General features: G+C 58.8%; 30 protein-coding genes. 17 read left to right on the forward strand and 13 right to left on the reverse strand.

Annotation, left to right across the window (positions count from 1 at the left end):
* From NKI61_RS26380 to NKI61_RS26390, 3 genes are all read right to left on the reverse strand, one after another.
* Nucleotides 1-283: helix-turn-helix domain-containing protein (locus tag NKI61_RS26380; RefSeq protein WP_352841584.1), on the reverse strand; the 283-nt coding region annotated here is incomplete at its 3' end.
* A gap of 290 nt (nt 284-573) precedes the next feature.
* Nucleotides 574-1,350, reverse strand: coding sequence for an OmpA family protein (locus tag NKI61_RS26385; RefSeq protein WP_023699174.1), 777 nt, complete (start codon nt 1,348-1,350; stop codon nt 574-576).
* An 85-nt stretch (nt 1,351-1,435) separates the two neighbouring features.
* On the reverse strand, nt 1,436-4,738 hold the full coding sequence (locus NKI61_RS26390) for a DUF6212 domain-containing protein (RefSeq protein ID WP_352841587.1): 3,303 nt from the start codon (nt 4,736-4,738) through the stop codon (nt 1,436-1,438).
* Nucleotides 4,739-4,866: 128 nt separating this feature from the next.
* Here NKI61_RS26390 and NKI61_RS26395 point away from each other — a divergent pair, with 128 nt between their 5' ends.
* Nucleotides 4,867-5,880 (forward strand): glycosyltransferase family 2 protein, encoded by a 1,014-nt coding sequence (locus tag NKI61_RS26395; protein WP_027049390.1) that lies wholly within the window; start codon nt 4,867-4,869, stop codon nt 5,878-5,880.
* Nucleotides 5,881-5,916: 36 nt separating this feature from the next.
* On the opposite strand, the gene NKI61_RS26400 is transcribed toward NKI61_RS26395, so the two are convergent.
* Entirely contained in the window at nt 5,917-6,204 is a 288-nt protein-coding gene (locus NKI61_RS26400) for a hypothetical protein (RefSeq protein WP_023707299.1), read from the reverse strand.
* 153 nt (nt 6,205-6,357) lie between these two features.
* Nucleotides 6,358-8,226 carry a DUF6212 domain-containing protein gene (locus tag NKI61_RS26405; RefSeq protein ID WP_352841589.1) on the reverse strand — a complete coding sequence of 623 codons (1,869 nt, stop codon included), beginning with the start codon at nt 8,224-8,226 and terminating at the stop codon, nt 6,358-6,360.
* On the opposite strand from NKI61_RS26405, the gene NKI61_RS26410 reads away from it, so the two are divergent.
* The 4 genes from NKI61_RS26410 (at nt 8,225) to NKI61_RS26425 (ending at nt 13,338) form a co-directional block, all read left to right on the forward strand.
* Nucleotides 8,225-8,527 carry a hypothetical protein gene (locus tag NKI61_RS26410; protein WP_352841591.1) on the forward strand — a complete coding sequence of 101 codons (303 nt, stop codon included), beginning with the start codon at nt 8,225-8,227 and terminating at the stop codon, nt 8,525-8,527. The two genes, NKI61_RS26405 and NKI61_RS26410, sit on opposite strands and share 2 nt — an antisense overlap.
* 731 nt (nt 8,528-9,258) lie before the next feature.
* On the forward strand, nt 9,259-9,777 hold the full coding sequence (locus tag NKI61_RS26415; protein WP_352841594.1) for a hypothetical protein: 519 nt from the start codon (nt 9,259-9,261) through the stop codon (nt 9,775-9,777).
* Between the two features lie 272 nt (nt 9,778-10,049).
* Nucleotides 10,050-12,539, forward strand: coding sequence for a sulfatase-like hydrolase/transferase (locus NKI61_RS26420; RefSeq protein WP_352841596.1), 2,490 nt, complete (start codon nt 10,050-10,052; stop codon nt 12,537-12,539).
* Nucleotides 12,540-12,768: 229 nt separating this feature from the next.
* Complete coding sequence (locus NKI61_RS26425) at nt 12,769-13,338, forward strand: DUF995 domain-containing protein (protein WP_352841598.1); 570 nt, start codon at nt 12,769-12,771, stop codon at nt 13,336-13,338.
* Between the two features lie 66 nt (nt 13,339-13,404).
* Here NKI61_RS26425 and galE read toward each other — a convergent pair whose 3' ends face one another.
* Entirely contained in the window at nt 13,405-14,484 is a 1,080-nt protein-coding gene (gene galE / locus NKI61_RS26430; protein WP_352841600.1) for a UDP-glucose 4-epimerase GalE, read from the reverse strand.
* Nucleotides 14,484-15,521, reverse strand: a complete 1,038-nt coding sequence (locus NKI61_RS26435) for a UDP-glucuronic acid decarboxylase family protein (RefSeq protein ID WP_352841602.1) — start codon at nt 15,519-15,521, stop codon at nt 14,484-14,486. The genes galE and NKI61_RS26435 overlap by 1 nt, the downstream gene beginning before the upstream one ends.
* A 1,262-nt stretch (nt 15,522-16,783) precedes the next feature.
* Here NKI61_RS26435 and NKI61_RS26440 point away from each other — a divergent pair.
* On the forward strand, nt 16,784-17,389 hold the full coding sequence (locus NKI61_RS26440; RefSeq protein ID WP_352841604.1) for a hypothetical protein: 606 nt from the start codon (nt 16,784-16,786) through the stop codon (nt 17,387-17,389).
* A 447-nt stretch (nt 17,390-17,836) separates the two neighbouring features.
* On the opposite strand, the gene NKI61_RS26445 is transcribed toward NKI61_RS26440, so the two are convergent.
* On the reverse strand, nt 17,837-18,037 hold the full coding sequence (locus tag NKI61_RS26445; protein ID WP_352841606.1) for a Y4oE-related protein: 201 nt from the start codon (nt 18,035-18,037) through the stop codon (nt 17,837-17,839).
* A gap of 28 nt (nt 18,038-18,065) precedes the next feature.
* Here NKI61_RS26445 and NKI61_RS26450 point away from each other — a divergent pair, with 28 nt between their 5' ends.
* Complete coding sequence (locus NKI61_RS26450) at nt 18,066-18,299, forward strand: hypothetical protein (RefSeq protein WP_352841608.1); 234 nt, start codon at nt 18,066-18,068, stop codon at nt 18,297-18,299.
* Nucleotides 18,300-18,405: 106 nt separating this feature from the next.
* On the opposite strand, the gene NKI61_RS26455 is transcribed toward NKI61_RS26450, so the two are convergent.
* Nucleotides 18,406-18,615, reverse strand: coding sequence for a hypothetical protein (locus tag NKI61_RS26455; protein WP_352841610.1), 210 nt, complete (start codon nt 18,613-18,615; stop codon nt 18,406-18,408).
* A 286-nt stretch (nt 18,616-18,901) separates the two neighbouring features.
* Between NKI61_RS26455 and NKI61_RS26460 the strand changes: the two genes are divergently transcribed.
* Together NKI61_RS26460 and NKI61_RS26465 are read left to right on the forward strand one after the other, a co-directional pair.
* A complete protein-coding gene (locus tag NKI61_RS26460) occupies nt 18,902-19,081 on the forward strand; it encodes a hypothetical protein (protein ID WP_352841612.1) in 180 nt (59 codons plus the stop codon).
* Nucleotides 19,082-19,137: 56 nt separating this feature from the next.
* Complete coding sequence (locus NKI61_RS26465; protein ID WP_352841615.1) at nt 19,138-19,677, forward strand: methyltransferase domain-containing protein; 540 nt, start codon at nt 19,138-19,140, stop codon at nt 19,675-19,677.
* Here the strand turns inward: NKI61_RS26465 and NKI61_RS26470 are convergent.
* Entirely contained in the window at nt 19,644-19,823 is a 180-nt protein-coding gene (locus NKI61_RS26470) for a hypothetical protein (protein ID WP_155922464.1), read from the reverse strand. The genes NKI61_RS26465 and NKI61_RS26470 overlap by 34 nt on opposite strands.
* Nucleotides 19,824-19,914: 91 nt before the next feature.
* Here NKI61_RS26470 and NKI61_RS26475 point away from each other — a divergent pair, with 91 nt between their 5' ends.
* Nucleotides 19,915-20,274, forward strand: coding sequence for an ArsR/SmtB family transcription factor (locus tag NKI61_RS26475; RefSeq protein WP_352841617.1), 360 nt, complete (start codon nt 19,915-19,917; stop codon nt 20,272-20,274).
* Nucleotides 20,275-20,523: 249 nt separating this feature from the next.
* Here NKI61_RS26475 and NKI61_RS26480 read toward each other — a convergent pair whose 3' ends face one another.
* Entirely contained in the window at nt 20,524-20,835 is a 312-nt protein-coding gene (locus NKI61_RS26480) for a hypothetical protein (RefSeq protein ID WP_023826678.1), read from the reverse strand.
* Nucleotides 20,836-20,924: 89 nt separating this feature from the next.
* Here NKI61_RS26480 and NKI61_RS26485 point away from each other — a divergent pair, with 89 nt between their 5' ends.
* Both NKI61_RS26485 and NKI61_RS26490 read left to right on the forward strand, forming a co-directional pair.
* Nucleotides 20,925-21,206 (forward strand): hypothetical protein, encoded by a 282-nt coding sequence (locus NKI61_RS26485; protein WP_352841619.1) that lies wholly within the window; start codon nt 20,925-20,927, stop codon nt 21,204-21,206.
* A 112-nt stretch (nt 21,207-21,318) separates the two neighbouring features.
* Nucleotides 21,319-22,008 (forward strand): outer membrane protein, encoded by a 690-nt coding sequence (locus NKI61_RS26490; RefSeq protein ID WP_352447242.1) that lies wholly within the window; start codon nt 21,319-21,321, stop codon nt 22,006-22,008.
* Between the two features lie 894 nt (nt 22,009-22,902).
* Here NKI61_RS26490 and NKI61_RS26495 read toward each other — a convergent pair.
* Both NKI61_RS26495 and NKI61_RS26500 read right to left on the reverse strand, forming a co-directional pair.
* Nucleotides 22,903-23,166: a DUF982 domain-containing protein gene (locus tag NKI61_RS26495; RefSeq protein WP_352841621.1), complete on the reverse strand. Its 264-nt coding sequence runs from the start codon at nt 23,164-23,166 to the stop codon at nt 22,903-22,905.
* A gap of 512 nt (nt 23,167-23,678) precedes the next feature.
* A complete protein-coding gene (locus NKI61_RS26500) occupies nt 23,679-23,867 on the reverse strand; it encodes a DUF3606 domain-containing protein (RefSeq protein WP_352841632.1) in 189 nt (62 codons plus the stop codon).
* 146 nt (nt 23,868-24,013) lie between these two features.
* Between NKI61_RS26500 and NKI61_RS26505 the strand changes: the two genes are divergently transcribed.
* The 5 genes from NKI61_RS26505 to NKI61_RS26525 all read left to right on the forward strand — a co-directional run bounded on the left by NKI61_RS26505 (nt 24,014) and on the right by NKI61_RS26525 (nt 26,423).
* Complete coding sequence (locus NKI61_RS26505; protein WP_352841623.1) at nt 24,014-24,832, forward strand: ATP-dependent DNA ligase; 819 nt, start codon at nt 24,014-24,016, stop codon at nt 24,830-24,832.
* A gap of 115 nt (nt 24,833-24,947) precedes the next feature.
* Nucleotides 24,948-25,079, forward strand: coding sequence for a hypothetical protein (locus NKI61_RS26510; RefSeq protein ID WP_352841625.1), 132 nt, complete (start codon nt 24,948-24,950; stop codon nt 25,077-25,079).
* Between the two features lie 23 nt (nt 25,080-25,102).
* Entirely contained in the window at nt 25,103-25,324 is a 222-nt protein-coding gene (locus NKI61_RS26515) for a DUF768 domain-containing protein (RefSeq protein WP_352841627.1), read from the forward strand.
* Nucleotides 25,321-25,557, forward strand: a complete 237-nt coding sequence (locus NKI61_RS26520; RefSeq protein ID WP_352519239.1) for a DUF768 domain-containing protein — start codon at nt 25,321-25,323, stop codon at nt 25,555-25,557. The genes NKI61_RS26515 and NKI61_RS26520 overlap by 4 nt, the downstream gene beginning before the upstream one ends.
* A 203-nt stretch (nt 25,558-25,760) precedes the next feature.
* On the forward strand, nt 25,761-26,423 hold the full coding sequence (locus NKI61_RS26525) for an outer membrane protein (protein ID WP_352841630.1): 663 nt from the start codon (nt 25,761-25,763) through the stop codon (nt 26,421-26,423).
* Nucleotides 26,424-26,498: the final 75 nt, after the last annotated feature.

The following is a 26,498-nucleotide window of genomic DNA, read 5'->3' on the forward strand; positions in this document are numbered from 1 at the left end:
CCGTCAGGCAACTGGCATTGCGGATATTGAACAATGCAGCCGTCTGCCGATACGACAGACCTTCCTCCCACATTCGCTCAAGCACCGACAGCCTGAACGCCGCGTCGTAACGACCGTACTTACCAGATAGCCCGGCATCGCCATGCGCCTGGTACAACGCAACCCACTTGCGAACAGTGGCCGCATCAACGCCATGCATCGACGCCGCACTCGCGTAGCTCTCATCCCCGCCTAAATAGCTATCGACAACCGAGCGCTTGAAACTCTCGCCGTGTCTGGACATGCAAAACCCCCGAAGGTTGTGTCCAACTTTCGGGGGTCAGTTCAGACCCCCGGGGCGTCATTGACGCCGCGGGTGATGCAGGCGGTGACGATCTCGTCGGCTTGTCGACATAGGCGATCTGCTGGGCCGCCTCGGCCACCCGGAGGAAATCCCCACGCCCGACATAGACCTTGCCCGTGCCGATCGCGAATAACTGGTCGAGGAGGGCCTTCCAGCCGTCCAGCGTCGGGTGTGGTGCGCCGTAGCCCACATCGTTGCGGGTCCGTCGCGGGTCAGCTAATCTGGCAAGCTTACATCAGGGATGCGGTCGCCAGACGATTGCGAACGCCGTTCGGCTTCTGGTCGCCAACGTACTCCACTTTCGTGTCTACCAGACGATCGCTTTCGATCCCGGCTGCGGTTAAGATATCCTCGACCGCCTTCAGGCGCTGCTTGGCCAGTTCCTTGTTTGTCTTTGCAGCGTCGGCGCCGGTGAATTCCGTAGCCGCGAGAGCCGTCAGTTCGACATTGCAACGTGAGTTGCGGATGCTGGCGGCGAACTTCTCGAGGTCGGCCTTGACCCTCGGTGAGATCACATAGGACTGGCTATAGAAAAACAGGTCGACCTGCACAGGGCTGCGCTTCTCATATTGCCGGCAAGATATGCCTTGCTTTGGCAGCGTGTACAGTATCGCGCTCCGCGCCGTATTGGTGTCGGCGGCGCCGTCGTCAACCCAATGCGAAAGCACCAGCACCATTTCGGGCTTGACGCCTTGCGCCTTGAGAAAATCGCCGGTTGCATCGAGCCTGAGACCAGCGATGTCGTAGGCTTTTTTGTAGTTGCCTTCCTTGCTCGCCGTTGCGTAGAGGCGGTAGCCGCAATCGTGCCCAGCATCCTTGACGAAAGCCGCAAGGGCCTTCGCGGATTCCTCGGATATCTTGCCGTCACCTTTTTTGAAGAGGACGCGATGTGCATTCCACTGCGTGCATTTAGACCCCACGTCGCGTTCCTGGGCGGCCGCGCCGAAAGACATTGCGCATCCGGTAATGACAATAAATGCCAGAACAAGGCCCAGCGATTTCTTCATTGTCTTGGCGCCTCCACGCGGACTTAATCTACTACCGCACTTAAACGTCGACAAGGCGCGACCGCGTCCCGACAACCCGCGCCCCTCAGTCCCACACCAGCAACAGCTTGCGCCAGAAAGCATTGGACGGCATCGGCTTCGAGCCGGATGGCAGCCGGATTGCCAGGTAGATCGTCAGCCACTTGCGATCGACCTCCCGGGTCGAAACTTTCAGGTCATGCAGTTCGAACGGTCTCGAGACGCGCGTCCATCCCGAGAATGACAGCGCGCCGACAGGTGCATCGTGTTTCCACACAAGTTTTTCTTCTTGCCTGCCGAGCGCCATGGCGAACTCGAATGGGGATGCTTCATCGTGGGCGATCTCCACTGTCGCGATGACACTTCTGGCAAAGGCCGGGAACGCCGAATTGAGGGCGGCAACAACCGGACCGTGCGTGTTCGGCCGCAGGAATATACCGCCATTGTCGCCCGCGATGAGCAGCGTCGGCAGCTCGGAGGGATAATCCGTCACAAGCGCCGCACGCTTCAGATCATCATTGGTCATTCGGCGCGTGCGTTGGCGCTGTTGGGGTGCGTTGAGGCGCGGGCGCCAGGCATCGTTCGAAACGACATGGCGGATATGGACGCTGGAAAAGCCGCCGAGGACGCGCGCCTCCGGGCGGCTGCCGCCGCATTTGACTGCCAACAACAAATCGCGTCGGCCGGTTGCCGGCGAACTGACCATCGCCCCTATCTCACGCGCCTCGTGCCGTCGGCTGACATCAGCCCAACCGCTCCCGCTGCCAACCTCAAGCAGCCGGGCGAGATTGCTGAAGGTCTGGTTTTCTGCGTCTACGATCGCGAGCTGAAACTGCGCAGAGCCCGTCAGTTCCTCGTCGAGGTAAACCCAACACGTCGCGCCTACGGTGCCCGGCGGGCAGACTCCCTTCAGCAAAGCCATGGTGACATTGCTGCCCCTTGCTTCGAGGAACAACTGGTCTGGAGACTGTTCGACATAGCTCAGCAGGTCCGGATCGGCATCCGGATACGAACCGACATGAGCCAGGCGCATGGGCTCGGCGGAAAGATACTGCTCGCGGTACAGCGAGGAATTCAACTCGGGCACCGTCTCTCCGGTCGCAGCGTTGAGTATTTCAACCACACCCACAGCAAAGTCGCTTCGCCCTGCTCGGGCGAGAAGCGAAATTGCGGTATCCGCCCTGCCTTCGCGTGCCGCGATCTCGGCCAGCAACTGCATGGCGTCCGCGGTATTGGCGGGACCTGTACTCAACCTGAGATACCGCTCGTCGTTAACCCGCAGCTCCAGATTCCAGAGATTGAGCTCCTTCTCATGATTGTCGGTGTTCGAGCTGATGGCCAGTTGCACGAACATTTCCGTTTTCGCGAATCGATGCTTTCGAAAGACAGCGATGATCGGCTTGCGATTCCTCAGCCACTCGGCATTTCGATTCATGCCCGTCGGTGCCGACCGGTACCAATAGAGCGGCTCCGGGACAGGGACGATCTCCAGGCCTGCCAGATCCGCGCGAAGGAAAAACTCCCAGTCGCTTGCGGAAAACCCCCGCTCTTCGTTGAGGTAACCTATCTTGTCGAACACCTCACGCCGGAACATCGCATTGGCATCGCCATACGGATTGTTGAGCATGGCGATGTCCGTCGGCCCGCCGACCGGGAAGTAGAGCACATAGCCGCTCCTGGTGTCCGGCGGCACGAAGGGCTCGTTGAGCCACTTGGCGAAGGTCGTGCAGATATCGGCGCCGGAATTTTGCATGCCGGCGACGAACGTACTGACGGCGTTTGGGAACAGCACGTTGTCGTCGTCCAGGAACAGGATCAGCGAACCCCTGGCGGCGCGGATACCGGTGTTGCGCGCCTTGCCGAGGAAGCCGTTCTTCTGCTGGATGATCCGCCATCCTCGCTGCTCGAACTCCGGTTCGAGTTCCGCCAACAGGTTGATTGCATCGGGATCGGTGCTGCCGTCATCGACGACAATCAATTCGATGTTGGGGTAGTCCTGGCGTCGAACCGAGGCAATCGCCTGCGGCAACAGGTGCACCCGGTTGTAGTGCGCAGTGATGATCGAAACGAGCGGCCGTTGGCTCCGCCTGCGACTGGAGACCCTGCCGGGTTCGCGGGAGAATTTCGCGTGCAGCCCGCTCCAGGCTTTCTCGAGCGCTTCCCGCTTTTGCAGGGGCTTTGCCGGACGAAACGATCGGCTTTCCAGCACAGACGCAATTTTGGCCGCGATGGCGGAGGCCGACGCATCCATCAGGACGGCATCGGCCGACTTCGGATGGAGCACGTCACGAATGCTGCCGACATCTGTCGCAATGAACGGGATCTCTTCGTTAAGGCACGTCATCACTTCCAGCGGCAGCTGAGCCGCTGAGTGCGTCATCGCCACCAGAGCATGACTCTGCCGCAGGTATCTATAGATGTCAGGCTCATCTCGAATGGGCAGGAGCTTCAATTTGAACGGCCATTGCCGCGCACGCCGAACGATCATGCCACCCGAATGCTCGCCCAGGACATGACCAAACGCGCCGACTACCGTCACTGTCAGATCGGTGACGCCGCTGTCGGCCAGACGATCGAGCGCATCGCAGAATAGCGTCAGCCCATCGCGTGCCTCTGTGCCTGAAAAATGAATCACTTCGGCGGTTGGCCGATCCCGCGGCCTGTAGTGATCGACAGCGAAGTTGGAACGCCACTCCTCCGGCTCGAGGGGCGCAGCAATGTGATGGCTGGTGGGCAGCTTCCATCCCGCCTTGGCCATCCAGTCGAGCAGCGACTGGCCAGCGATGACAAGATGGTCGCACGTCTCGGCCGACCTCTTTTCCATGTGCGCGATGGTCATCTGCTCCTTGCGTTCGACCGCCCGTGAATTGGCTTCCAGCTTCCACACAAGGGGCTCATGTGCGAGCACGATGATCGTAGGAGGATCGGGAAAGACACCTGTGCGCTTCGCAAGGGTGGAGAAATGCGCCAGTCCGCCTTCAAGCGCAAAATAGACGACGTCGAATGCATTCTGCTTGAGGTAGTGGTAGGCGGCCAATGAGTTCTTGTCGCAGGACTCCGTGCCGCGCAGCAACTCGGGCGAGGGCGGCAACAATTCGAGCCGCACCAGGAAATTGTCGAAGCACCATTTGCCCAGCCTGACTATTTCCTGATCATCGGGCTGGCTGCCGAGCGGGCTCGGCGCCCAAAGCAGCGTCACGGTATCGCCGGTTCCGGCCAGATGCTGCGCCAGCGCGTAGGTTACCGACCCGTGATCGCCAGTCGCCGTCGAGCCGAACTCAACCTCCGAAACGACACACACATTGCGAGGCTTCTGGCTTGCCTGTCGCTTGCCCGTGGGCATGGCGCCTGCCTTGGAACCAATGCTCAATGACCCCCCCTTGTCAGCCCGCTTCGTTCGAAACAGTCTTGCCAACAGTTGGATAACACTTTGATAATCGTTTCGCGGGACTCTCAGCAGCGTACCTGCCTTTCGCGTAAACTGGTTGATGACCTCGGATGGTTGAACTTCGATCCCCAAAACATCTCGCGCGACTGGACGACCGGCCCATTGACGTGACCGATGGCGAGATCTTGTGCTTTGTCGGACTGCGCAACGAAGCCCAATTGCTGCGGCAACTTCTCGACCACTACCGCGGCCTGGGCGTCGATCGGTTCTTCTTCCTGGACAATGGCTCCACGGATGGGACCCGCGAATTGATCCTGGAGCAGCCGGATAGCCACTGCTTCCACACGGAAGGATCGCATTTCGCTGAAAACATCGATCCGCCGCGATGGATCAACACGCTCATGAATGTGTTCGGCACCGGCCATTGGTGCCTTTCGATCGACGCCGACGAACTTCTCGTCTATCCCGATTTTGAGCGGGCAAATCTCCAGCAGCTTTGCAGCTACCTCGATTCGACCGGCGTCGACGCTGTCATAGGCTCCATGATCGACATGTACGCCGATGGCCCGTTGGCCGAATACAGCTATGATGGCAAGATCCCGCTTGTTGAAGCTTCACCCTACTTCGACCCGGAGCCGGGATGGCTGCGCCCGCGCGACGGTATGTACCCACCCGAGCAGATGTTCGGTGGCGTGAGGGAACGGGTCTTCTGGCACGGCCGGTTCAAGCAAACTTTTCCCCCGTGCCTGACAAAAGTGCCGATCGTGAAATGGGGGCGCGGCACGCGTTATCACGTCGCACAGCACACGATCAGCAAGGTCCGATTCAGCGAACTGCGCGTCGCATTGCTGCACTTCAAATTCGTCTGGGGATTCCGCCAGAAATCAGCGTCGTCTCTGAGTGAAAATGCGCAGCTCAAGGAAAAGACGCTTGAGGAGCGCGCTGCCTACATGGAGGCCTTGGAGCGCAATCCGAAACTCGCGCTTCGGAACCAAAGCTCCGTCTGCTATCGGGGTGACGGCGCGCAACTCGTCGAACTCGGCTGGATGAAGACCTCGGAGCCCTTCGCCGGTTTCGTTTCGACCCTGGCCATGCAACACCAGCGCAGCGACTACGCCACCTGATGTGCTCGAACTACTGAGGGAAAATCCGGCTGATGCTTATCCGCCGTAGCGGCCGCCGCCTTCACCGTGGCCTTTGCCCTCTTCACCGCCCGCAAACTGGCCCAAACTGTTGAGAGCAAGCGCCTTGCAGGCTGTCGGAGCGTTCGGGTACCGGTGCAGATAATCCTCAAGTGCCTCGATGGTGCCGGTTTTAAGGGCCTGCTCGCAGGCAAGCTCGGCTTCCTTGACGCCAACTTCGGTCTTGGCCTGCGCCGCGTCAGAAAAAGCGACGCTCAACCCCAGCAGACTAAGTCCACCCAACAGTAGAGAATGAATCCTACGCATAACGCACCCCACCTACTCAACCCACTGAAACATTAGCGTCTGTTAACGTTTTGTCAACCATTCTTGGAAGGTTCCACCAACGTGGTTAACGCGCACGAGCGATGAACGGGCTTGGCTTGCGCTCGGATCTCCCTTGCCTGGTTGGATCGACGTTTAGTCGCTGAACAGTGTCAGCGTGCGGAAGAACGCATTCGTGGGAAAACCGTTGGACGTTGCGGTGAAACGAACGGCGAGAACGATTGAAAGCAGCATCTTCCTTCGTGTGCGAAGCGTTGCCACCAAGTGATGACGCACAAATCTGTCTTCGATGCTCATCCAGCCTGAGAAGGCGATCGTTTGCTTGCCGATGTCCTGTTGCCAATCTATGGGCTGGTCGGGTCGAGCAAGGGCGAGAGCAAAATCCATCGCCGGCGCATCGGCATGAGCGATTTCGACGGATGCTTCAACCTTCCGGAAGAAGGCTGGAAAATGATGATCAAGCGATGCAGCGACTGGGCCGTCCGCATGCGGACGCAAGAACACCCCGCCGTCGTCCGGTGCGACAAGCAGCAGCGGGAGAGCCGAGACGCGGGGTGTAAGCAACCGCGCACTCCGCAGCATGTCGTAGTCGAGAATGATAGAGCCGCCGCCGACATCAGGACGGTCGGCGGCATTGTGGTCTGTGGCGGGGCGCCCAAGCAAAGTGGCAGCCGTATCGGGGCGGCCGATCGACCCAGCAATGCTGGCAAGCTTCTCTATGGCCGCATCGCTGTTCGGCTCGATGTCGCAAAGCTCCAGATATTTCCGATTGCCGGGGGTATATTTCAGGTTTTCGCGGGCACTTTCAATTTCAGACCGGTGCGCGTTCTGGGCAATGGCCAAATGATGCAGCAGGCGGGCGCCATCGGGCAGGCTCGACCTGAACGCCTCCAGGATGGGAAGCCGGTTGTCGTACCAGTTCGACGTCCGAAACATGCCATCCGGTTTCGAGCGATACCAGTATAGCGGCTTTGGAATCGTCCTGATCTTGAGACCGGCGAGAGAGGCTCGAGCAAAGAATTCCCAGTCGTGCATGGCGTAGCCCGGCTTTTCGATCAAGAACCCGATCCGCGAGAAGGCAGACCGGCGCATCATCGCATTCGCGTCACCGTAGACGTTATGGATCAGGCCGAGCGCGTCGGGACCACCCAGAGGCAGGTACTGGATCAGCCCGTCGGCGCGATCTTCGGGCACGAAATCCTCGTAGAAGATCAGTTGGAACGCAGTGCAGATGTCGGCACCCGATGTAGCCATCGCACGCACGAAATGATCGACGGCCTCCGCAAACAGCGCGTTGTCGTCGTCGACGAACAGGATCAGCTCGCCATGCGAAGCGCGGATGCCGGCATTTCGCGCCGCACCGAGGTGCTTGTGCGGTCGGCGCAGAATCTTCCACCCGCGCTGACGGAAGGTCGGTTCCAGCGTATCCAGCAATCGCCTGACTTCATCCAGGTCGCTTCCGTCGTCGACCAGAACCAGTTCCAGGTGATCATAGGTTTGCGCTTCGATCGCAGCGATTGCCTGTTTAAGATAGAGCGGCCGGTTGCGATGGGCCATGACAATAGAGACCAGGGGTGACGACCCGGCACTTTTGTCGACGCGCCAGCGCCTAGTTGGCGTCGGCAAGTTGCGCGTATCCAGCCAGGACTGCCGACATTGGCTCAGGCTGTCGACAGGCAGTGGGCGAGGCGGGTCGTCGAGCGCCGCCGAAATGGCCTGCGCCAACGCGGCGGCGTCAGGATCGACCAGCCGCGGCTGCCTCGCCTGCGCACTCCAGCGCTCGGCGTTCGCGTCGACATTGGTCGCAACGAAAGGCAATCCCGCCTCGATGCATGCGGCAACGGTGCCGCCCGTCGATGCGGCGTGGGCGGGGATGACGGCAATCGCGCCGGCCCGCGCGACGTAGTCGAGCTTTGCGGCGGGGCTTGCGTGCGCCAACAGGTTGACCTTGAACGGCCACCGCTCGGCGCGTCTCAGCAGCAGTCCACCGCTGTGCTCGCCCATGATCTTTCCAAATGGACCGAATGCGGTGACCGTCAGCCCTTTTGGCGCCATTGGCGCTATGATGTCGAGCGCGTCGCAAAGCAGCGTCAGGCCATCGCGGAAGCGCCATCCGGCCAAGACGGCAAGTTCTCCGCCCGTCGACGATCGCGCACCGGCTGGAGCGAGACGATCCTGCAACGGCAACATCGGCTTCACGATCGCCTTCTTCACCTTCCAACCCTTCGACAACATCCAGTGTCGCAAGGCTGCGGACACACAGATGGTCCGGTTCGCCATCTCGGCGCAGTATTTCTCCATATAGGCGACGGCAATCACCTCCGTGCTGTCGAAGAACGCCTTGTCGGCTTCATGTTCCCATTCTTCCGGAGCGTGAGCGACGACCACGATCGGCGGCGCGGCAAAAGCCGCAGTCTCGACAGCCAGCAGCGTGTAGTAAGGCAGCCCGCCCTCAAGGGGCGCGTAGACCAAATCGTGGCCGGACCGTTCGAGATAATGCAGCACAGCGGCGGACCGGCTCTCGGGTGTCGTCAGCGAAGGAAGCAGCTGATCGGACTTGTCGAGAATCACCAGCCGCACCGATGCCGCCTCCAGCTCGCGGTGGCGCGGGGCCTCCTCCGTTGGAGCATCCCTGCCTGGAACCCATAGCAGGGTGACGTCGTCCCCCTCTTCGGCAAAAAGCCTGGCCAACTCGACCATGGCGCCATCTTCGCCGCCATGGTCGATCGCATTCGTCACGACGCAGACGCGGCGAGGCTTGCCTTCCTTTGACCTCCTCCGCTCCTTGCCACCAACGGCCATCCGACTTCCTCTGATCCAAATCCGCCGATTGCGCTACGCAGCACAGTCATCTGCAATGATGCCTGCGACAGGTTTACTTTTCAGTGATCATGCTTCTGCGTCATCGGTAAACCAAATCGTCAATCAGGTTCTAAAACGACTGCATAATCGATCGACTGATTCAAATTTAGCGACACGGAATATTCAATTTTTACGCCTCCCAGCTAGTCATTGACGGCATAGCAGGAGGCGCAAATGAAAACGACAATGAAGTTTCTCGGTGCGCTCGGTTTGATCGGCGCACTGGTCTCGGCAAGCTCCGCAGGAGAATTGCTGCGTCCGCGCATCAGCCTTGGCACTGCCAACGTCAAGACCATCAGTGGCGATCGCGGCGGCTATGTGATCGACTATGCCATTCGTGCGCTGAAAATGCGTCGCAGTGGCACCTTTGTGCGGTTCAACGGTTCGTGCGACTCGGCCTGCACGCTTTATCTGTCGATGCCTAAAAGCAAGGTGTGCATTACGCAGAGCGCGTCGTTCGGCTTTCACCTGCCGTATGGCGTTTCTGCGCGTGGCAATCAGGTGGCCGCAAATTTCATGATGAAAAGCTACCCTGGCTGGGTTCGCGGCTGGATCGCCAAGCGTGGGGGGCTAACGAGCTCCATCGCGACCATGACATACGCCGATGCGAGCCGCTTTCTGCCGTCGTGTCCTTCCCAACAGCGGGGCATGACCGTCGCGAGCCTGAGCCCGACGCGTCTGCGTGGCGGCTGATTGCCTGCGCAGTACTGAAAGTCACGACGGCGGGTGGTCGACGGCGCCCGCCGTTCGTCGATTCATAGGGCGGGGTGCCCAGTTGATGGAACAGCTCACCTGAGCACAACGCCGCCGATGATCGCGTGGGTTAACCAGTTCTCAAGAGACTTGGTTAACGCAAGCTCAATTTCATTGACTCTTTTTTAGCGCAAGCCGATTTTGCGGGTGGAGGTTTGAAAGCTGTCGGCCATTGTTCGGGCCGAAGCGCAAACCGGCGGCGGGTAGTTTGTATGAGCATCGGCGGCAGTAGGGGGTCGGCGAGCCGACCTGAGAGCGGCCTTACGCAATCGAAGGCGGGTACGGTTTCGGTGAAGGACTTGCGCTTCCGGCGCAGGAGCCTGCGGGTCATCTGCACGGGCCTGTTGTCCTGGCTGCTTTTGGGTGTCTACCGCGGCGCAATCATTGATCCGCAAACCACGGTTTCAGGCCTTTTGGGGACCGTGCCCAAGGGATTGGCATCGAGCTACTATGACCTGATTGTCGTTACGTCCCTGACTGTGACGACTTTGATCCTGCTGTTCCTGACAAAGACCAGCCGTCTCGGCTCAGCAATCGTCGTCTTGCTCTTCTATGTTGCTGTCGTGGTCTCTCTGGGCTGGGGATTTGCCAACATCAATCTCGTCAAGATGCTGGGCGAACCGTTCACGTTCCAGTGGCTGGTCTATGGCGACTTCCTGCAGAATGCCGACGCCAGGAACGCGATGGGTGACGCGCTCAACATCAAGGACTTCGCGACCCTTTCCGGGTCCGTCATTCTGGTGCTCATCCTTGGCTATGCCGCGGCCAGTCCGTGCCAGCGGCTGAGCGCCGCTGGTTACGGGGCCTTCCTGGGCGTGCTCGTTTTGTGTGTCGGCGCGGCCATCGCCGGTAGTGGACACCACGTGCGGGCGGAAGCGCTGCCGGCGGCCCAGATCGACAATCCGATCCTGTATTTTGTTGAATCGACCCTGCTCAATCCAACGCCGGTCGTGCTGACGATGAATGCCAGCACCAATGACCCGGATGTCGCCAGCGTCGGCGAGCGACCGCCGGAAACGTCGACCTTCAAGGCGCCGACGCCGAACCCAATCAAGAACGTGCTGATTTTCATGATGGAGTCGGTGCCATCCAAATACATCGAGACGTTTGGCGGCAAGTATCCGATCACACCGAATATCAAGAGTTATGCAAAGGACTCGATACGGTTCGACAACATATATGCGCACGCACCGTCCACGCATTACTCGATATTTTCTCTGCTCACCTCGATGTACAACGACATTTCATACTATGGCATGACCACAAGGTATCCCTATCTGCCGCTGGACTCGATCTCAAACATCTTGGGCAAGAACAATTTCCGCACGGGGTTTTTCTGGAGCGCGGATTCCCGATTCCAACGGGTCGATGAGTTTTTCCTCAACAAGGGACTGGATGTGATCGAGGACTACCGGGGGCAGAAATGCGGCACCCCGACCTTCAAGCTCAGCTCCGAGCAATGGAAGAACATGGATTACAACAGCGATCTTTGCACGGCGCAGTCGATCATCGACTGGATGAACAAGGACGCGGGAAAACCCTTCTTCGGCATCATGTTCACCGCGATGACCCATTATCCCTACATCACCGACAGCCCGATGTTTTCGAAGATGGCGCCTTCCTCCGATGGCAACACGCTGGTCCACTACTCGGACGACCAGAAATTCAATGCCTATCTCAACGCCCTGAAGGTCGGCGATGCAGCGCTTGGCGAGATCCTTGAATCGCTCAAGCAGTCCGGCAAGCTCGATTCGACGCTCGTGGTGATATTGGGCGATCATGGCGAGGCGTTCGGGGAGCATGGCGACTACATTCATGCCAGCGCCATCTACGAGGAAAACATCCACATCCCGCTCATCATGATCAACAAGTATCTCTTTCATGACGAGGTTGCGCACCCGGTCGGCGGCATCATCGATATCGCCCCGACGATCTTCGACATACTCGGACTTCCGCTGCCCAAGCAGTGGCAGGGGCGCAGCCTGTTCAGCGAGCAACGGCCAAACAAGACCTTCTTCTTCAATCCCTGGGCCGGTTTCCTGTTCGGCTATCGTGAGAACGACCGAAAGATCATCTTCAACGCGACCACCGGCAAGGTGGAGGAATACGACCTCAAGGCCGATGCCGACGAACGAACCAACCTCTTCAAGGTCGATACCGGCGACCGAAACGCACTGCTGCAGCCCATCGCCGGATGGGTGCAGTCGCAGAGGCAGCGTATGGCCGACCTGGTGACCGCCGCGGCGAAAGATACAGGACGGTGCTCCATCACCAGTCTGGAGGTCGACGCTGCCGGCATTAATCTCCGGGGCGCACCTCGGTTCGACGTCGTGGTCGACGGAAAGACCATCGCCGAGATCGACGTCCCGGGGAATGAAAGCGTCGCATCGACGCCCGAAGCCGCCATGGCGGAGCTGATGCAGGCGTCAACCGTGGCCAAGCCGTTCCACATCGATCTCAGCAGCGTGCCTAACCCGAAGACGATCGAGCTTCGCTACACCAACGACCTGTGGGGCGGAGGCGGCAAGGCAGGTGATCGCAATCTGTACATCAAGAGCGTCAAGGTGAACGGTCAGTTGGTGCCAACCACCAGGCTGCATGTCGACGAGCAATCGCATGGCTACACCGACGACAACGGGACCGCCATGTACAGCAACGGCTCGCTATGGGTTAGCGGCCCGTTCGTCGAGGGATGTCTATAGCGTGCCGCGTGGCAGACCGTCGTCCTCGATTTGCAGCCCGTGCGCGCCGCGACAGACACTGCCGGTCCTACCGGTTGACATCTTCGCGGGGTACTCACTAGCATGCGAAATACTGACGGTTCCAGCGTGAAGCCACTTGTCAGCGCAGGACGGACCGGGCCCGTTCTTGCGGTATGCTCGGCCGGTCGACGCCCGCTTGGGAAGCGAACATTGAATGCGACCGCTCAGCATGACGAACAGGACCGGATTGCCATTTGAGCCAGCGAGCTGGGCGAGGCGCCATCGACTTGCCATCTCGCTTGCGCCCGTCCTGGCCATTTGGTGCCAGATGGCGCTTTGCGGAGCCGCGCACGCAGCTGGTCCCAAAGACAGCGGCCCTGCAGATGCCGTTGCCGTTCCCACGGCTTTCCAACTTCAGCTTGTTTATGCTGACCGCACGTGGATATGGGATAACGGAGCGGCCTATTTCGGACAGAAGGATCGACCGGTCCGGGCCTGGACCTCCGAGCAAGACACGGCTTCTGTCGGCGAAGGCAGATGGCATCTGAGCAACGATGGCAAGATGTGCATGGATCTCGTCTGGCGGTCCAAGACCTACGCCGCAGCGCCGATCCGCACGTGTTTCAGCCACCGCTTCCGGAGTGGGATCCTCGAACAGCGCAAGGATCCGGACGGTCTCTGGTACAGTTTCCGGCACTCTCCGGGAGACCCTTCCGACGAGCAACGAAAATTCGAGGAAGGCGATACAAAGGGCGCGCAGTTCGACAAGATCCGTACCTCGATCGATTCCAAAAGTTGAGGCTCGCTGAGAAGCTGTCACCCACCTCGATGAGCCACGTCCCCGATAAGCGACAAACAGGGACGACTACCAGCTTTGAGAGCTGGTGATGTCCTCCGATGCATTTGGCATTCCTGGCGCAGTGGACCGGCGGCGCCTCGCCATCGGCATCGGAATTGTGAACGCGGTGGCCTCCAGTCCGAAGAACGGGGCGGCTGTCCTGACGATGGTATCGATGTCGGAAAGTTCCGGCACGAAGCCCAGGTGTTCGCGCGCTTTGATCGGGTCGGCATAGAGCTCCGCCGGGTCTCCCGGGCGCCCGGGCCTGAAGACGGCCGGAACCGATTTTGACGTCATCCGGGTCACCGCCTGGAGAATCTCCTTGATCGATACCCCGCGTCCGGTGCCGAGATTGACGGACAGGTTTTCGCCACCCGCCTCCAGATACATGAGAGCCCTCAGATGCGCGCGGGCGAGATCGCTGACATGGATGTAGTCGCGCACACAAGTGCCATCCGCCGTGTCATAATCAGCGCCGAAAACCTCGATCTCGTCGATGATGCCGGATGCGGCCATAAGCACTCGCGGGATCAGGTGCGTTTCAGGCGAGTGCCACTCACCGAGCTCGCCGTCGGGATCGGCGCCGCAGGCGTTGAAATAACGCAGGACCGCATATTTCATTCCGTAGGCGCTGGCGTAGTCGCTGATGATCTGCTCGCCCATCAGCTTGGTTCGCCCATAGGGGCTGATTGGATTTTGCGCCGAGGTCTCTCGAATGGGCAGTGTTTCGGGCACGCCGTATGTCGCGCAGCTGCTTGAAAAGATAATGTTTTCGATAGAACTCGAGCGTGCCGCATCAAGCACCGCGATGGTACCCGACACATTGGTCGAATAATACTCTGCGGGCTCGTGAACAGACTCGCCCACATAAGCCAGCGCAGCAAAGTGGATGATCGCTTGCGGCTGGTAGGTGCTGGTCGCCTGCTGTAGCGCCTCCCGGTCCCGGATATCGCCGACAACAAGCGGCCCCCAGGCAACGGATCTCTCATTGCCACGGCTCAGATTGTCAAAAACGACGGGCAGGTAGCCGGCAGCTGACAACAGCTTGCAGGTGTGGCTGCCGATGTAACCGGCCCCACCCGTCACCAGGATTGCCGGGCGGCTCATTACATCGCAGCTTCTTTGACGCGCCGGTTCGGGTAGAGAAGGGCGTCAAAATACGCCGTGGCGTGCGCGAGCCCCTGGCTCAGGCTGATCTTTGGCTCCCAGCCAAGATTTTCCCGGGCAAATGAGATGTCCGGCCGACGCTGCTTGGGATCGTCGACCGGCAGCGGCCGATGCACGATCTTCGAACGTGAGTTGGTGTATTCGAGCACCTGTGTCGCCAGTTCCAGAATGGTGAATTCGGCAGGGTTGCCGAGATTGACCGGGTGCTGCGGTGCGCTCGGTGCGTTCATCAACTGGATAAAACCTTCGATGAGGTCGTCCGCGTAGCAGAATGAACGGGTCTGCCGGCCGCTGCCGTAGACGGTCAGGTCGTCACCGCGCAAAGCCTGGACGATGAAGTTCGACACGACGCGGCCATCGTCTGGTTGCATGCGGCGGCCATAGGTGTTGAAGATCCGTGCGACGCGGACATCGAGGCTATACGTTCTCGAATAATCGAAGAACAGCGTCTCGGCCGAACGCTTGCCCTCATCATAGCAGGATCGCGGACCGTGCGGGTTGACGTTGCCGAAGTAGCCTTCCGGCTGCGGATGTACCAGGGGGTCGCCGTAGACTTCGGACGTCGAAGCCTGAAATATCTTCGCATTGTTCCGCCGCGCGAGTTCGAGCAGGTTCAGCGAACCAAGCACGCTTGTCTTGAACGTATGGATCGGATTTGCCTGGTAATGCGGCGGGGACGCCGGACAGGCGAGATTGTAGATTTCATCGACCTGGAGATCCAAGGGCAGTGGGTCGACGATGTCGTGCTCGATGCACGTAAATCGCGGATCGCGCACGAGGGCGTTGAGATTGTATCTTTTGCCGGTGTGGAAATTGTCCAACACGACAACGTCGTAACCATCCCGCAAAAGACGCTCGCACAGATGCGAACCCAGGAATCCTGCCCCACCGGCAACCAGCGCGCGACCCCGATTGGAATTCGCGCCCCTTCGGGTGTTCCCGGCCCCGAGTTTCAGAACATTGACAGTTCTACCCATACTCCACCCCTTCGCCCATACGCACTGCGCACACTACTGCCGGCCATAGCGTTGCCGGGCGACGTTCCTGAGAACGTCACAAACCTTCCGCTCCCGCGGAATCGTCCACTCCTGTTGTCTGTCGATTGCTTTTTGAGTTGCTGGGCGGTGCTACGCGGCTATTAGCTGCCGTTCAGCATCCGATACGCCCCGAAACCGCGGTCACGCGCCTGATGCCACCATCGCCCATTGCTCGCCCAAATTGCACATCCCAACGTTTCGAAAATATACCTGTGCAAAACATAGTCAACTAAATTAGCGAATCGTTAACCGTGTTCATTCGGGAGTGGTTAATCGCGGGGCGGCAGCGCAGCCGCATAAAGCTGAGAATTGGGCTATAAATTTGAATGGACCACAGTAATATAAAGACCATCTTTCTGATTTCTCGACAGCCTATCGGCGGAAATTTGGCCATCAAGACACTGTCACTCCGCAAAAAATAGGAAGATCCAAGACTAATACTTACGTTAGCAAAACTTATACTAACAGAGGTCTAGCATTTGAAAATATCGAAAATATTCGTACATGGGACCTTGTCAATAAAATCTTACAAGCTAATGCGGTTGGTTCCCAAAGCGTGCCGAACCCCCGCCAGGTCAGCCCTCAACTGCCCGACGAGATCTTGCGCGACGAGGCGGGCGTAATCGCGACCGATCGCCCGGGACGCCTATCTCTTTCACCGGCGGCCCGGGCTTGACGCACACAACCGCTCTCCGCAGCCGCAGCGCCTTCATTGGCAGATGCAGCATACCCCAATAACCCGGTCCATTCTGAAGCGATCCGCGTATGGTTTGCGGATGTCGGAAGCAGAGATCCAGTCGAAGCCGCGCGAAAACGGTCGTCGTCCCTTCTGTCGAACGCCTTAGAAGCTGCGGTTGGGTCCGTGGAAAGCGGCAGAACATGAAGGAACGGGAAGGTGGCTGATCCCGCCTAGAATTAATGGCCCGCTGCCTCACAGTGGCGGGCTTTTTTGTGTTTTGGCCGGAGCCCGGCGCCGTCGAACCCACCCTGCTTGAAGTTAACTTCCGAACCTCTTTGTTCGTGCAATAAGTGCGTCGTAGTTTTTTACAGTTAAATTCTAATTGTATCTAAGTTCAGTTGACATTGAAAGGCATGATCAGCGAAGTTTCCTAAAGTTAGGCAACCGCTTTCTGCTCTATGCGTAGATGCTGTCAACAGCCAAACTATTTCGGCTGCAGAATTCGACAACCAGGGAGAGTTTCATGGTAAATATTCTAGCGCACTTCGCCCGTGTTTTGGCCGGCGGTGCAGTGTTAATAGCCCTTGCGATGCCTGCCGGTGCCGGCGGCGGCATTGGCGTTGGTGCCGGAGCATCTGTCGGCGGCGCCGGCGGTGTTAACGCTGGCGCTGGCGCGTCTATAGGCGGTAGCGGCGGCGTTCAGGCGGGTGCGGGTGCTTCGGTCGGCGGCTCCGGCGGCGTGAACGCTGGGCTCGGCGCATCGATTGGCGGCACCGGCGGTGTCAAAGCCGGCGCTGGCGCCACAGTAGGGGGCAGCAATGGGATTGCGGCTGGTGCCGGGGCAAATATCGGCGGTGCCGGCGGCGTGACAGCCGGTCTCGGTGCGACCGTGGGGGGCACGACTGGTGTCGGCGTTGGCGTGGGTGTCGGCATTGGCGGTGTGCCTGGAACGCCAGGGACCCCGGGCACTCCGCCCACTCCCGGCACTCCAAGCCTGCCGGGTGTTGTTGCCGACATGTCCAAGAGTCAGATTGCACGCATGAAGAAGCGCTGTGTCGATGTGCTGAGCGGTTCTGGCTCTTATGACAAGGACCTCCGGGAGCTCTGCCTGCTGATCTCGCGGCGTTAAGAGAACCGTCGCAGCTTTGGGATGTGGTCGGAGTTGCGTAGAAGCCCGCTAGCTCACGCCGGCGGGCTTTCATTTGTCCGCGGAACCACGCGCAACCTGCCAAGTTGGTTCGGTGCAGCGATCCGGTGCGGATACCCGTTCCGCTGCCGGCCGGTCGGCAAAACGGTCGGGCCCGCGCTCTCCTTCCTGGTGTGGCGCGGGCTGCTGCGATCCGAAATTGCGTCAATCGCCCGACGAGCGTGCTGCCCTCCCTGGCGCGAGCCGGAATGCATAACCATTGCGGATGTGGCTGTTAATCGGGTTTGTCGACCTGCTGGCCGCAGATCGGGCATACGTGAAATCGATCGTCCCCGTCTGCCGGCGAATGTGGTTTGCCGGGGACTTGTGGGCCAAGGTCCGCTATTCTCGTCATGCTCGAACGAACACGATTCCGCGGCAAAAGTTCCGTCAGTTCGGTCTTCTCAGTTGGTGAAAGACATCGCACCAAAAGCGGTAGTCATCTGGTCGGCCGTCGAAATGTGCCTCCAAAGCGCAGTGCGCCACGGCGGTCGGCGCTTTCAGCCCATAAACCTCAATCGCAGCTTGAGCGGCCTGATCTAGGTTGACGAGATCGGCAATCTTTACAGCAGCCAAATCAGCGCTCTGCATCCCGAGCCTCCGTGGATCCCAACCCCTAATGGACGATCTATATGATCCCCTCATGGCAACTCTGCGGTATGACGTAAGGCGGGAACCGGATGGGACGTGGACGGTGTGTGACGTGTTCACCGGGCTGCCGGCTATTGTAGCGGGCTACCCATCTGTCGACCTTCCCGACGTGGAGTATGCCGAAGAACTGGCGGCCATCCTGAATGCCAACGACCTGAAGCAGAGGCTATCTCACGGAAGGTTCCCCGGAGGGTTCGCCTGACTGAGGTGGCATCACAAGTTGGCCATTCGCCCGCCTTCGTATTGCCCATCCAGGATGGCTCGTCCGATTCCGAACGCAAGGGCGGCGGATGATCGCGACGACTAGTCTAGCCATTGCCCAACGGCTGGGAAGAATCCGGTTCCCGGCGGCGTTCCCTTCGTTCTTCAAGGAACAGCTTGGTGTGCTCGTCCCAGTCAAGAGGCGTTGTCCCGTGCTCTTGAGCGAACTTTTCAAACTCCTTGCGCAGGTCGGCAGGGTCCAAAGCCCAAAGATGCTCACGGCTACCGGGGTTCGACATCGCCTTCACCAATTCCATCCATTCTCCGGAATTAAGTTGGCTTCGCGGTTGAGCCTTCAAGATGGCATTGCGAGATAATTTGCTCGCTTGCTAATATGCCTATATCTTAAGCAGCGCGGGGAGGCTCATATCTTCCCAACGGCCTCCCTAACTTTGAACGCCACATTAGGTTCCGCTAAATATTTGGCGGCTCGCTCGTCGTACTGAAAACTTCGCCTTCGCGCTGGTGGGTCATGCGAACGCACGAAGCTTGTTTACGAAAATTGAAATCTATTTCGCGCGCACATCCAGAAAGGAGGCCGCGATGGGCGATCCTCACGGTCATGTTTTGGCCGAGCAGTCATTTGAAAGAAGCGCTTATACCGATTACCGATCGAGCCATCAGACCACAGGCTACGGGACCGACTACGTCAAAACTTTCCGCTCCGGCTATTATGCCGCGTTGTGGTTGCGCGTCGAACGCCCCTCATCGAAAGCATTCTGAAGCCTCTTGGCGGGCCGGGCCTTAGCTGCCTCGACTTCGCATGCGGCACAGGCCGCGTGACAAATGTAGCAGCCGCACGGTTTGGCGAGGTCGTCGGCGTCGATGTCTCCCAATCCATGCTCGCTTGCGCGCAGGTTCCAGGCAACGTCAAGCTGATTAAAGCCGATCTGACCGTTCACCCCCTGGCCAGACGATTCGACGTGGTGACGGCTTTCCGATTCTTCTTAAACGCAGAAGACTCTCTTAGGCAGGCCGCACTGTCGGCCATTCATGAGCATTTGAAGCACGGCGGGTTGCTGGTCTCGAACATCCACATGAACGCAACTTCGCCGATGGGGCTGGTCTGCCGCTTTCTCAACCGATGTAGTGGGCGCGTCGTGCGTAGTACGTTGAGCATCCACGCATATCGCCAGTTGCTGGTTGCCAACGGCTTTGCAGTCGAGCGGGTCATCGGCTACGGCTTCTTACCGCGGCCCGGGTGGCTGCTACCAAAGCTTTGCGAAAAGTTGGTCGGACCTGTTGAGACGCTAAGCAGGAGAGCCGGTGTCCCGGCGCGCTCTGCTCAAAATTTCTTAGTGGTCGCCAGAAAGCAATAGTCGCTGATCCCGGTTGCCTCCACCAGGATCGCGGCCCCGCGGATGCGGTGCCAAACGATCTCGCCGGCTAGATGGCCGCGCACTTGCGCGGCGAGGATGACCTGCGGCATGCATCGCTGCAGGATTTCCGCGAGGGCGAGGATCAATAGGCATTTGCTTTTTTGGCGGAACCGAGGGTTTGATTCCGCGTTGCTGCAGACTTAAGTTCTATCTTGGGTAGGACCTTAGTCTGATTCGATGATTTCAAGAAAACTTGCCGCCAGTGCCAAAACCGTCTCCGCCTTTCTCAACTTGATGGGAAATGAGAAGCGGCTTTTGATCATGAACCACCTGGCCGGGGGCGAACTTTCGGTCGGTGTCCTCGCCGAGAAAGTTCAACTCAGCCAGTCGGCTTTGTCGCAGCATCTTGCCAAGCTCCGCGCCTTCGGCCTTGTCGACACCCGACGCGGCGGTCAAGTAATCTACTACTACTGCTCATCCGGCGCAGCGCGCGATTTGCTAGCTACGCTGGACGGCTTCCTGACGACCGGACGACCGCTCGCGGGGCCAGGTCCGCACTACGTTGCCCAAAGACTTCGCAGGGTGCGAATGGCCTGAGAAGGCAAATCTACGACCTAAACGGGGCGACCCGAACCAAGTGGATCGCTAAGGTTCGACGGACCTCACGGGACACGGGCGGCCCGCGCCAGCCTGTAAAGCGGAGCGCGGGCCTCAACCGTCGACATCGGTTGGCAGCGGGACACGCTGCAACCACCCAACTCACGCGCCCGAGGCCTGTTCCCCGGACAGACAAAAAGCCCGCCGCCTATGCTTTTGCGCGCAAATAGTTCGCCCAGTTCACTGGCGCTAGTCGACCATGTCGCGCAGCGGCTTCTTGCGCTTCGGCGGCACATAGGCCTGCACCAGCCTGACCTTGTCGATGTCGACCGTGACCGGCGGTCCTAGGATAATCGTCACCTTGCCGCCTTCCTCGTCGACATAGGTGACGTTGCCGACGAGTTCGATCTGCTGCCCGCGCTTCACCTTCGTCGTGCGATCGACGATCGAATGCGGGAAGTTGTAGCTGGGTATGCTGACGCTGACGTGGTCCTCGTCGACCCGCCTGCGCACCGTGGCCGTTATCGCCACCTCGTCGCCAATGCCTATTCCCCGAGCCATAAGAGGGATTCTGGAGCTGGCGGCCTGTTAGTCAAGAGATTGCTAATATGCAACCGGAGGCGCAAAGTGTCAGATAGATGAAGCTCTTCTTGATCGCGCTCGCCGTCGCTCATAACTGGTATACCGCCTACCATGATCCGGTCACCGGTTATGAATGCTGCGACAAGAAGGATTGTAGGGTCATCAGCTCGCGCTATGTCGAGCCTTTGCCGGGCGGCGATTTCAATATCCGCACTGGGTCCAAGAGCCGATATTTCATCTCTAAGAAGCGCGTTCTAGAGAGCGAAGACAGCCAGTATCACATCTGCACGTCGCCCCCGAATATGACTATCCGCTGCTTCTTTGCGCCCCACGTGGAGGCGAGCCGATAGCGGCCGATTTCGGTTTCGGGAACCGCAACGAACCAAGGCTCAAGTGTTGCACGAATGAGACAGTAAATTTGTCGAACTCTGGTACATTTTAGCTCCGGTTAATGTGGGGACGATGATGCGCAGCCTTTCAATTGCAATTGCAGGTATTTTGACGATGCTGGCCGGAGCGGCATTTGCCGCAGACCCGATGGCCATCGTTCCATCTGAAAGCAGCGCCATCAACTGGTCAGGAGCCTATCTCGGGGCCGTAGCCGGATATGGCTGGAACAGCGATCACTACGATTTCGGCCCCCCCGGTGTCGATGTTGATTCGGATGGCTTCATTGGCGGCCTGACCGCAGGGTACAATTGGCAGCGGGGCCAGATCGTGTTCGGCGTTGAGGGCGACGTGTCATACGCCAATATTCACGGTAGCGCCCTTGAGGTTCCGTTTGTGCCGCCATGCGGCAATGAAGGCTGTACAGCCGATGTCGACTGGTACGGGACGGGCCGCGTGCGCGTTGGCTATGCGTTCGAGAATTTCCTTCCATATCTCACGGGCGGCTTTGCTGTCGGTAAGGTCAAGGGCACGGCTGACCTGGGAGCCTGCGGCTTTACGCCAACATGCGGCTATGACGAGACCAGGTGGGGCTGGGCGGCCGGCGCAGGACTTGAATGGGCGCTGAACCAGCAGCTGTCGTTCAAGGCTGAGTATATGCACGTCGACCTGGGCACTCCCGAGTTCAACACGCCTTCTTCTGTCCCATCGACCGACAATATCGATTTCGACACGGTCCGCGTAGGCATCAACTATCATTTCTGAGGCTCTACGCCTTTCTGTCGTCGGTTTATTTTGAAGGAGAAAACCTTGGTGAAGAAAATCTATTTGAAGCCGACGTTGGCGAAGCGCGGTAAACTGTCGGCTGTGATCGCTGGCGGTCTATCCTCCCCGGGCCCCGTGGCAACATAAGTTCTGTTACCGCCACATTCCGGGCCCCTTGCGTCCAGCTTGGCGGATTGGTTGCTTTACCCCAGCGTGCCAGGAGCTTGAACTGGTGAAGCTCCGCGACCGTTTCGGCCCAGAGGCGCCGGCCATGAGCCGATGACCTCATTCCCAAGCTGAAATGCGCCCAGTGCGGCAGCAAGAAAGTCGGGCTGATCTACTCGCCGGAGTCGCGGCCGAACGCCTATGGCAAGGCGAAGGGCAGCTAACGAGCCAGCGCCATCCCAGGGCCAACACCCATGGCCTATGGCGAGGCCAAGGAACAGCTTTGCCGACGAGGTCGAGGGCAAGGGCGCGGACAGGGCGCCACACGTCCTGGCGGGGAGCTTTGAGTGCTTCGGAGAGATCGTCAAACATCGTTTCATTCGAGTCTAGATCGAGACAGCGAATCTATGAACCCTTGGAACATCGTCGCCTCGAAACACTTCGGGCGGTCGCACTGTTCCCTTTTCAGTGTCTCCCAAAACTGCCCACTACCTGAACGGTCGTGGGCTTTTTTGTACGTTAGCGGAACCTGAAATTTGGGGGCATGTTGATAGAACGGCAGCGAGTGGGTGTTCGCTGCTGGTCGAGGTCCCGCAAGACTCGGCCGGGCTCGCATCACACCTGCCCCGGTACGGTGCGAGCCCACCGTCGCGCGACAAAGCGAGACTCCCCTGTGTCGGTCCTTATTTTATACTGCGGACGTCGGCTTCATCATCACGATGGTTTATGTCAACGTTGTCGAACATGCCGAGCGCCGGGCTCGGGCTGCAGCAAGTGCTGGTCGATAGCGGCGGCCTTGAACGCCGCAAATGCTACGGCCGGACTGCAGCTTCCATCCTTGGCCTCCGCGATCAATCGGCACGCATCCTTATAGGCCGCCGCACCCTTATTTGGCCACTGACCCTGGAGCGCTTCCTCGGCCTCACAAATAGAGGAAACCGTCATTGATTTCCGGTCTACCAGCTTAACGAACAGCGGTAAAAAGGTGCCCATGGGCACAACCTCCCGACCTTTTAGTGCGCCGAACGCAACAAGAGCTTTTTGGTTTCCATACCTATTTGATTTTGCCCCATTTCAGCACAAGCCAATTGAACGACGGGTTGGGATGACCCAGCCATGGTGAACGGCTTTCTAAATTGCCAACTGGAATCCCTACAATCGAGCATCCAAGAGACACGCCGCGTACTAGAGGCTTCACGGAAGCTGTTGGAAAAGATTGCCGAGCACTAACACCCTACCCAGCCGTAGGAATGGCCGGTGCAGCCCCGCCACGTTTCGCCAAACAAGGATTAAACTCGATGCAGCAGTCGAGCTTTTTGCGTCCTACGCGTCCAGTTCGAGCGGCTCGTGCTCCGGATCGGCATGATACGCGACTTGGCGAAAATCGCGCATGTCGATCTGTTGGCCGGAAACAGGGCAAGGGAGGAAATGATCGAGCTCGCTCGCGGGCGGGCCTTCATGTCGGTGCCCGATTATTGGTCTGCCGAGATCCGATAGCGTGGTCATTATTTCCGCAGCGCCTTCGCTTCCCGCTCCAACGTCTCGCGTTGGTTGCCGTGCTTCGCAATCAGTTCTTTGACCTGCTGGGGTGTGATGCCGGTCTTTGTTGCGAAATATTCAACTTCATAATCCTTGTCGGCTGAGACACGGTCCCGATCGCGGAAAATCCCGCTTGCTCTTGTCGTCGGCCATATCGATTCCTCCTTCGCTCATCCCGCAACGTCAAGTTGCCGTGTTTGTTGCACCAAAAGGCTGATTTCAGGTTTCGGAACTATTTTAGCTTAAGCTTATTGAATGGCGGGGTGTGGGTGTGTTCATGGGTTTAGAATTCATCCGGCCAATGGAGCCCGAGCTGTTCGATGTGCCGCCGGCCGGCGCCGATTGGAGCCACGAAATCAAGTTCGATGGCTACCGCACCCAGGTCGTCAAGGACGAAGACGGCATCCGCTTCTTCACAAAGAACGGCTTCGACTGGACGGCTCGATATCCCTATCCCGCCGAAGAGGCGGCGGCGATCGACGCCGAAAACTTCATCCTCGAAGGTGAAGCGATCATGATCAACGATGCCGGCCTGTCGGACTTTCACGCGATGCAGGCGGTGATTGGGCTGCGTCGGCCTTCACCGGATATCTATCTGGTCGCGTTCGATCTTCTGTTCCTGAATGGCCATGACCTGCGCGGGATGCCGACCGAAGATCGCCGCGAGATCCTGCACGCGATGATCCCGGCCGGCGGGCACATTCAATTCAGCGAAGCGATGCCCGGTACCGGTGACGCGGTTTTTCATCTGGTCGACAAGGCCGGGCTTGAAGGCATGGTTTCGAAGCTCAAGGACAGCCCATACCGCAGCGGCAAGACGAGCGCCTGGCGGAAGATCAAGTGCTTCGAAGAAAAGGAGATGGACATCATCGGCGCACAGCGCGAGCGCGGCAAAGCTGCCCAAGTGATCATGGCTGAAAAGGGCCACTACAAAGGCGGCGCATTCGTCACCTTCAGTGCCGACAAGCGGCAAGCGCTCTGGGATCGCGTCCAGGGCAAGGTTGGCGGCCCGGTCCCGAAGGGGCATAAGAAGGACAAGGCCGAATGGCTTAAGCCGGGACTCGTCGGACGGGTCAAGACCCTCGCGGCATGCAAGGCTGCTGGATTTCTGGGAGGATGATGCACATGGCCGTGCCTAAGAAAGATCAGGAGCGCGCCACCCACGCCTGGATGTACGGCGCCCAAGCCAGCAAGGATGGCAAGGAGACGTGCGGTGCCAGCCTACTGGGGAGAGCATGCCGACGCGTGGTTACAGGGCTTTGACGGGTGAGCCGGTGGCCGCCTTCGGCAAGACCAAGACTGTCAACGACGAAATGGAAGCCGAGGTCGACGAAGCTGCCGTCGAGCGCCCTGCTGGAAGAACCTAAGCGCTGGATCGAGCTTAGGCTTCATGAGCACACGCGGCGTCAACTTTCTCGATCGCTTGATCGGCAACAATCTCCCCGAAACGGCTAAGACCGACGCCGTTTCGGTAAGTGAGTACATATACAAATTGTATGCCGACGCTAAAGCCTTGAGGATCAAGCGCGAAGAGATCGACGAAGAGGTTGATAGCCTATATCGGACGCTGGTCGATGCCGTCGTGCACTTTGCCCCAGGTGTTCCCGAATGAGCAAGCCGGCCGTCCTATTCTTGAACCAATGGATAAAAAAACACGATCTATCTGACGCCGGTGCGCCGAAAGAGCGAGCGGAGATCGAGCAGCTCGCAAAGCGGCTAATCGCCGACGCGGAGGCTGAGGGGATTGCGGAAAGCGAGCTGACCGAGGCGTTCGACGACAAGGAGGTTGACAGCCTTTATCGTACCCTCCTCGATGTTAATTCTGGTTCTGGGCAACCAGAATGAGTGTTCGCGGCCTGAACCTTCTGGACAAGGGATAGCCGAGCAACTGCCCATCGTGGGGGAGGGGCGATCAGATCGCCGCCGGTGACAGATAAGGGCCTCATGCGAGTGCAGGCGGCGCTTTGAATTGCGCCAACTGTGGCAGAAAAACAACTGCATCAATCGGCGCGCTCTGCTACCAAAAAGGCAGTTATGGGAGATCACATATGAAGAAGCTGCTTTTCGCTTTGTCATTTTCGTTGCTGACGTCGTCAGCCCTTGCTGCCGATGCCATCGTTGCAGAAGCCGCGCCGGTCTTTAGCTGGACAGGGGGGTATGTCGGCCTTCAGGCAGGCTATGCTTGGGGTGATGGTCGCGTTGACCAAATCGGTGGACCGGGCTTTGTAGACACAGACCCTGATGGGTTCCTTGGAGGCGTCTACGCCGGTTACAACTATCAGATGTCGAACAACATCGTGATTGGTGCGGAACTGGACGTCGTCTATGCGAATGTTGATGGCAGCGGCCAAGTATTCGCCGCTCCTGGTTTTCCAATTCCGGGCGCCAGCGTCACCGAAGAACTCAATTGGAGTGGGGCGGCAAGACTTCGCCTAGGATATGCAGCTGATCGCTTTCTTCCTTATATCGCGGGTGGCGTTGCGTTTGGCGACATCGACATAAACAATAATAACGGCCCAGGTTCGTTCGGAGATACGTTCACAGGATGGACGATAGGCGTGGGCTTGGATTATGCCATGACTGACAATCTGCTGCTGCGCGCCGAGTACCGCTATACTGATTTCGGTTCAAAATCGTTTGGTGCGCCGTCCGATTCGTCTGTTGATCTAAAGACCAACGAAGTTCGCCTCGGCATCGCCTACAAATTCTAGCTTCGCAATTCCCAATAGAAAAGCCTGCCGCTTGCCGCGACGGGCTTTTCTTTGTGCACCGTTAATTCGGGGGAC

The sequence above is a fragment of the Mesorhizobium sp. M0514 genome (assembly GCF_040321145.1).
Lineage (GTDB): Bacteria > Pseudomonadota > Alphaproteobacteria > Rhizobiales > Rhizobiaceae > Mesorhizobium.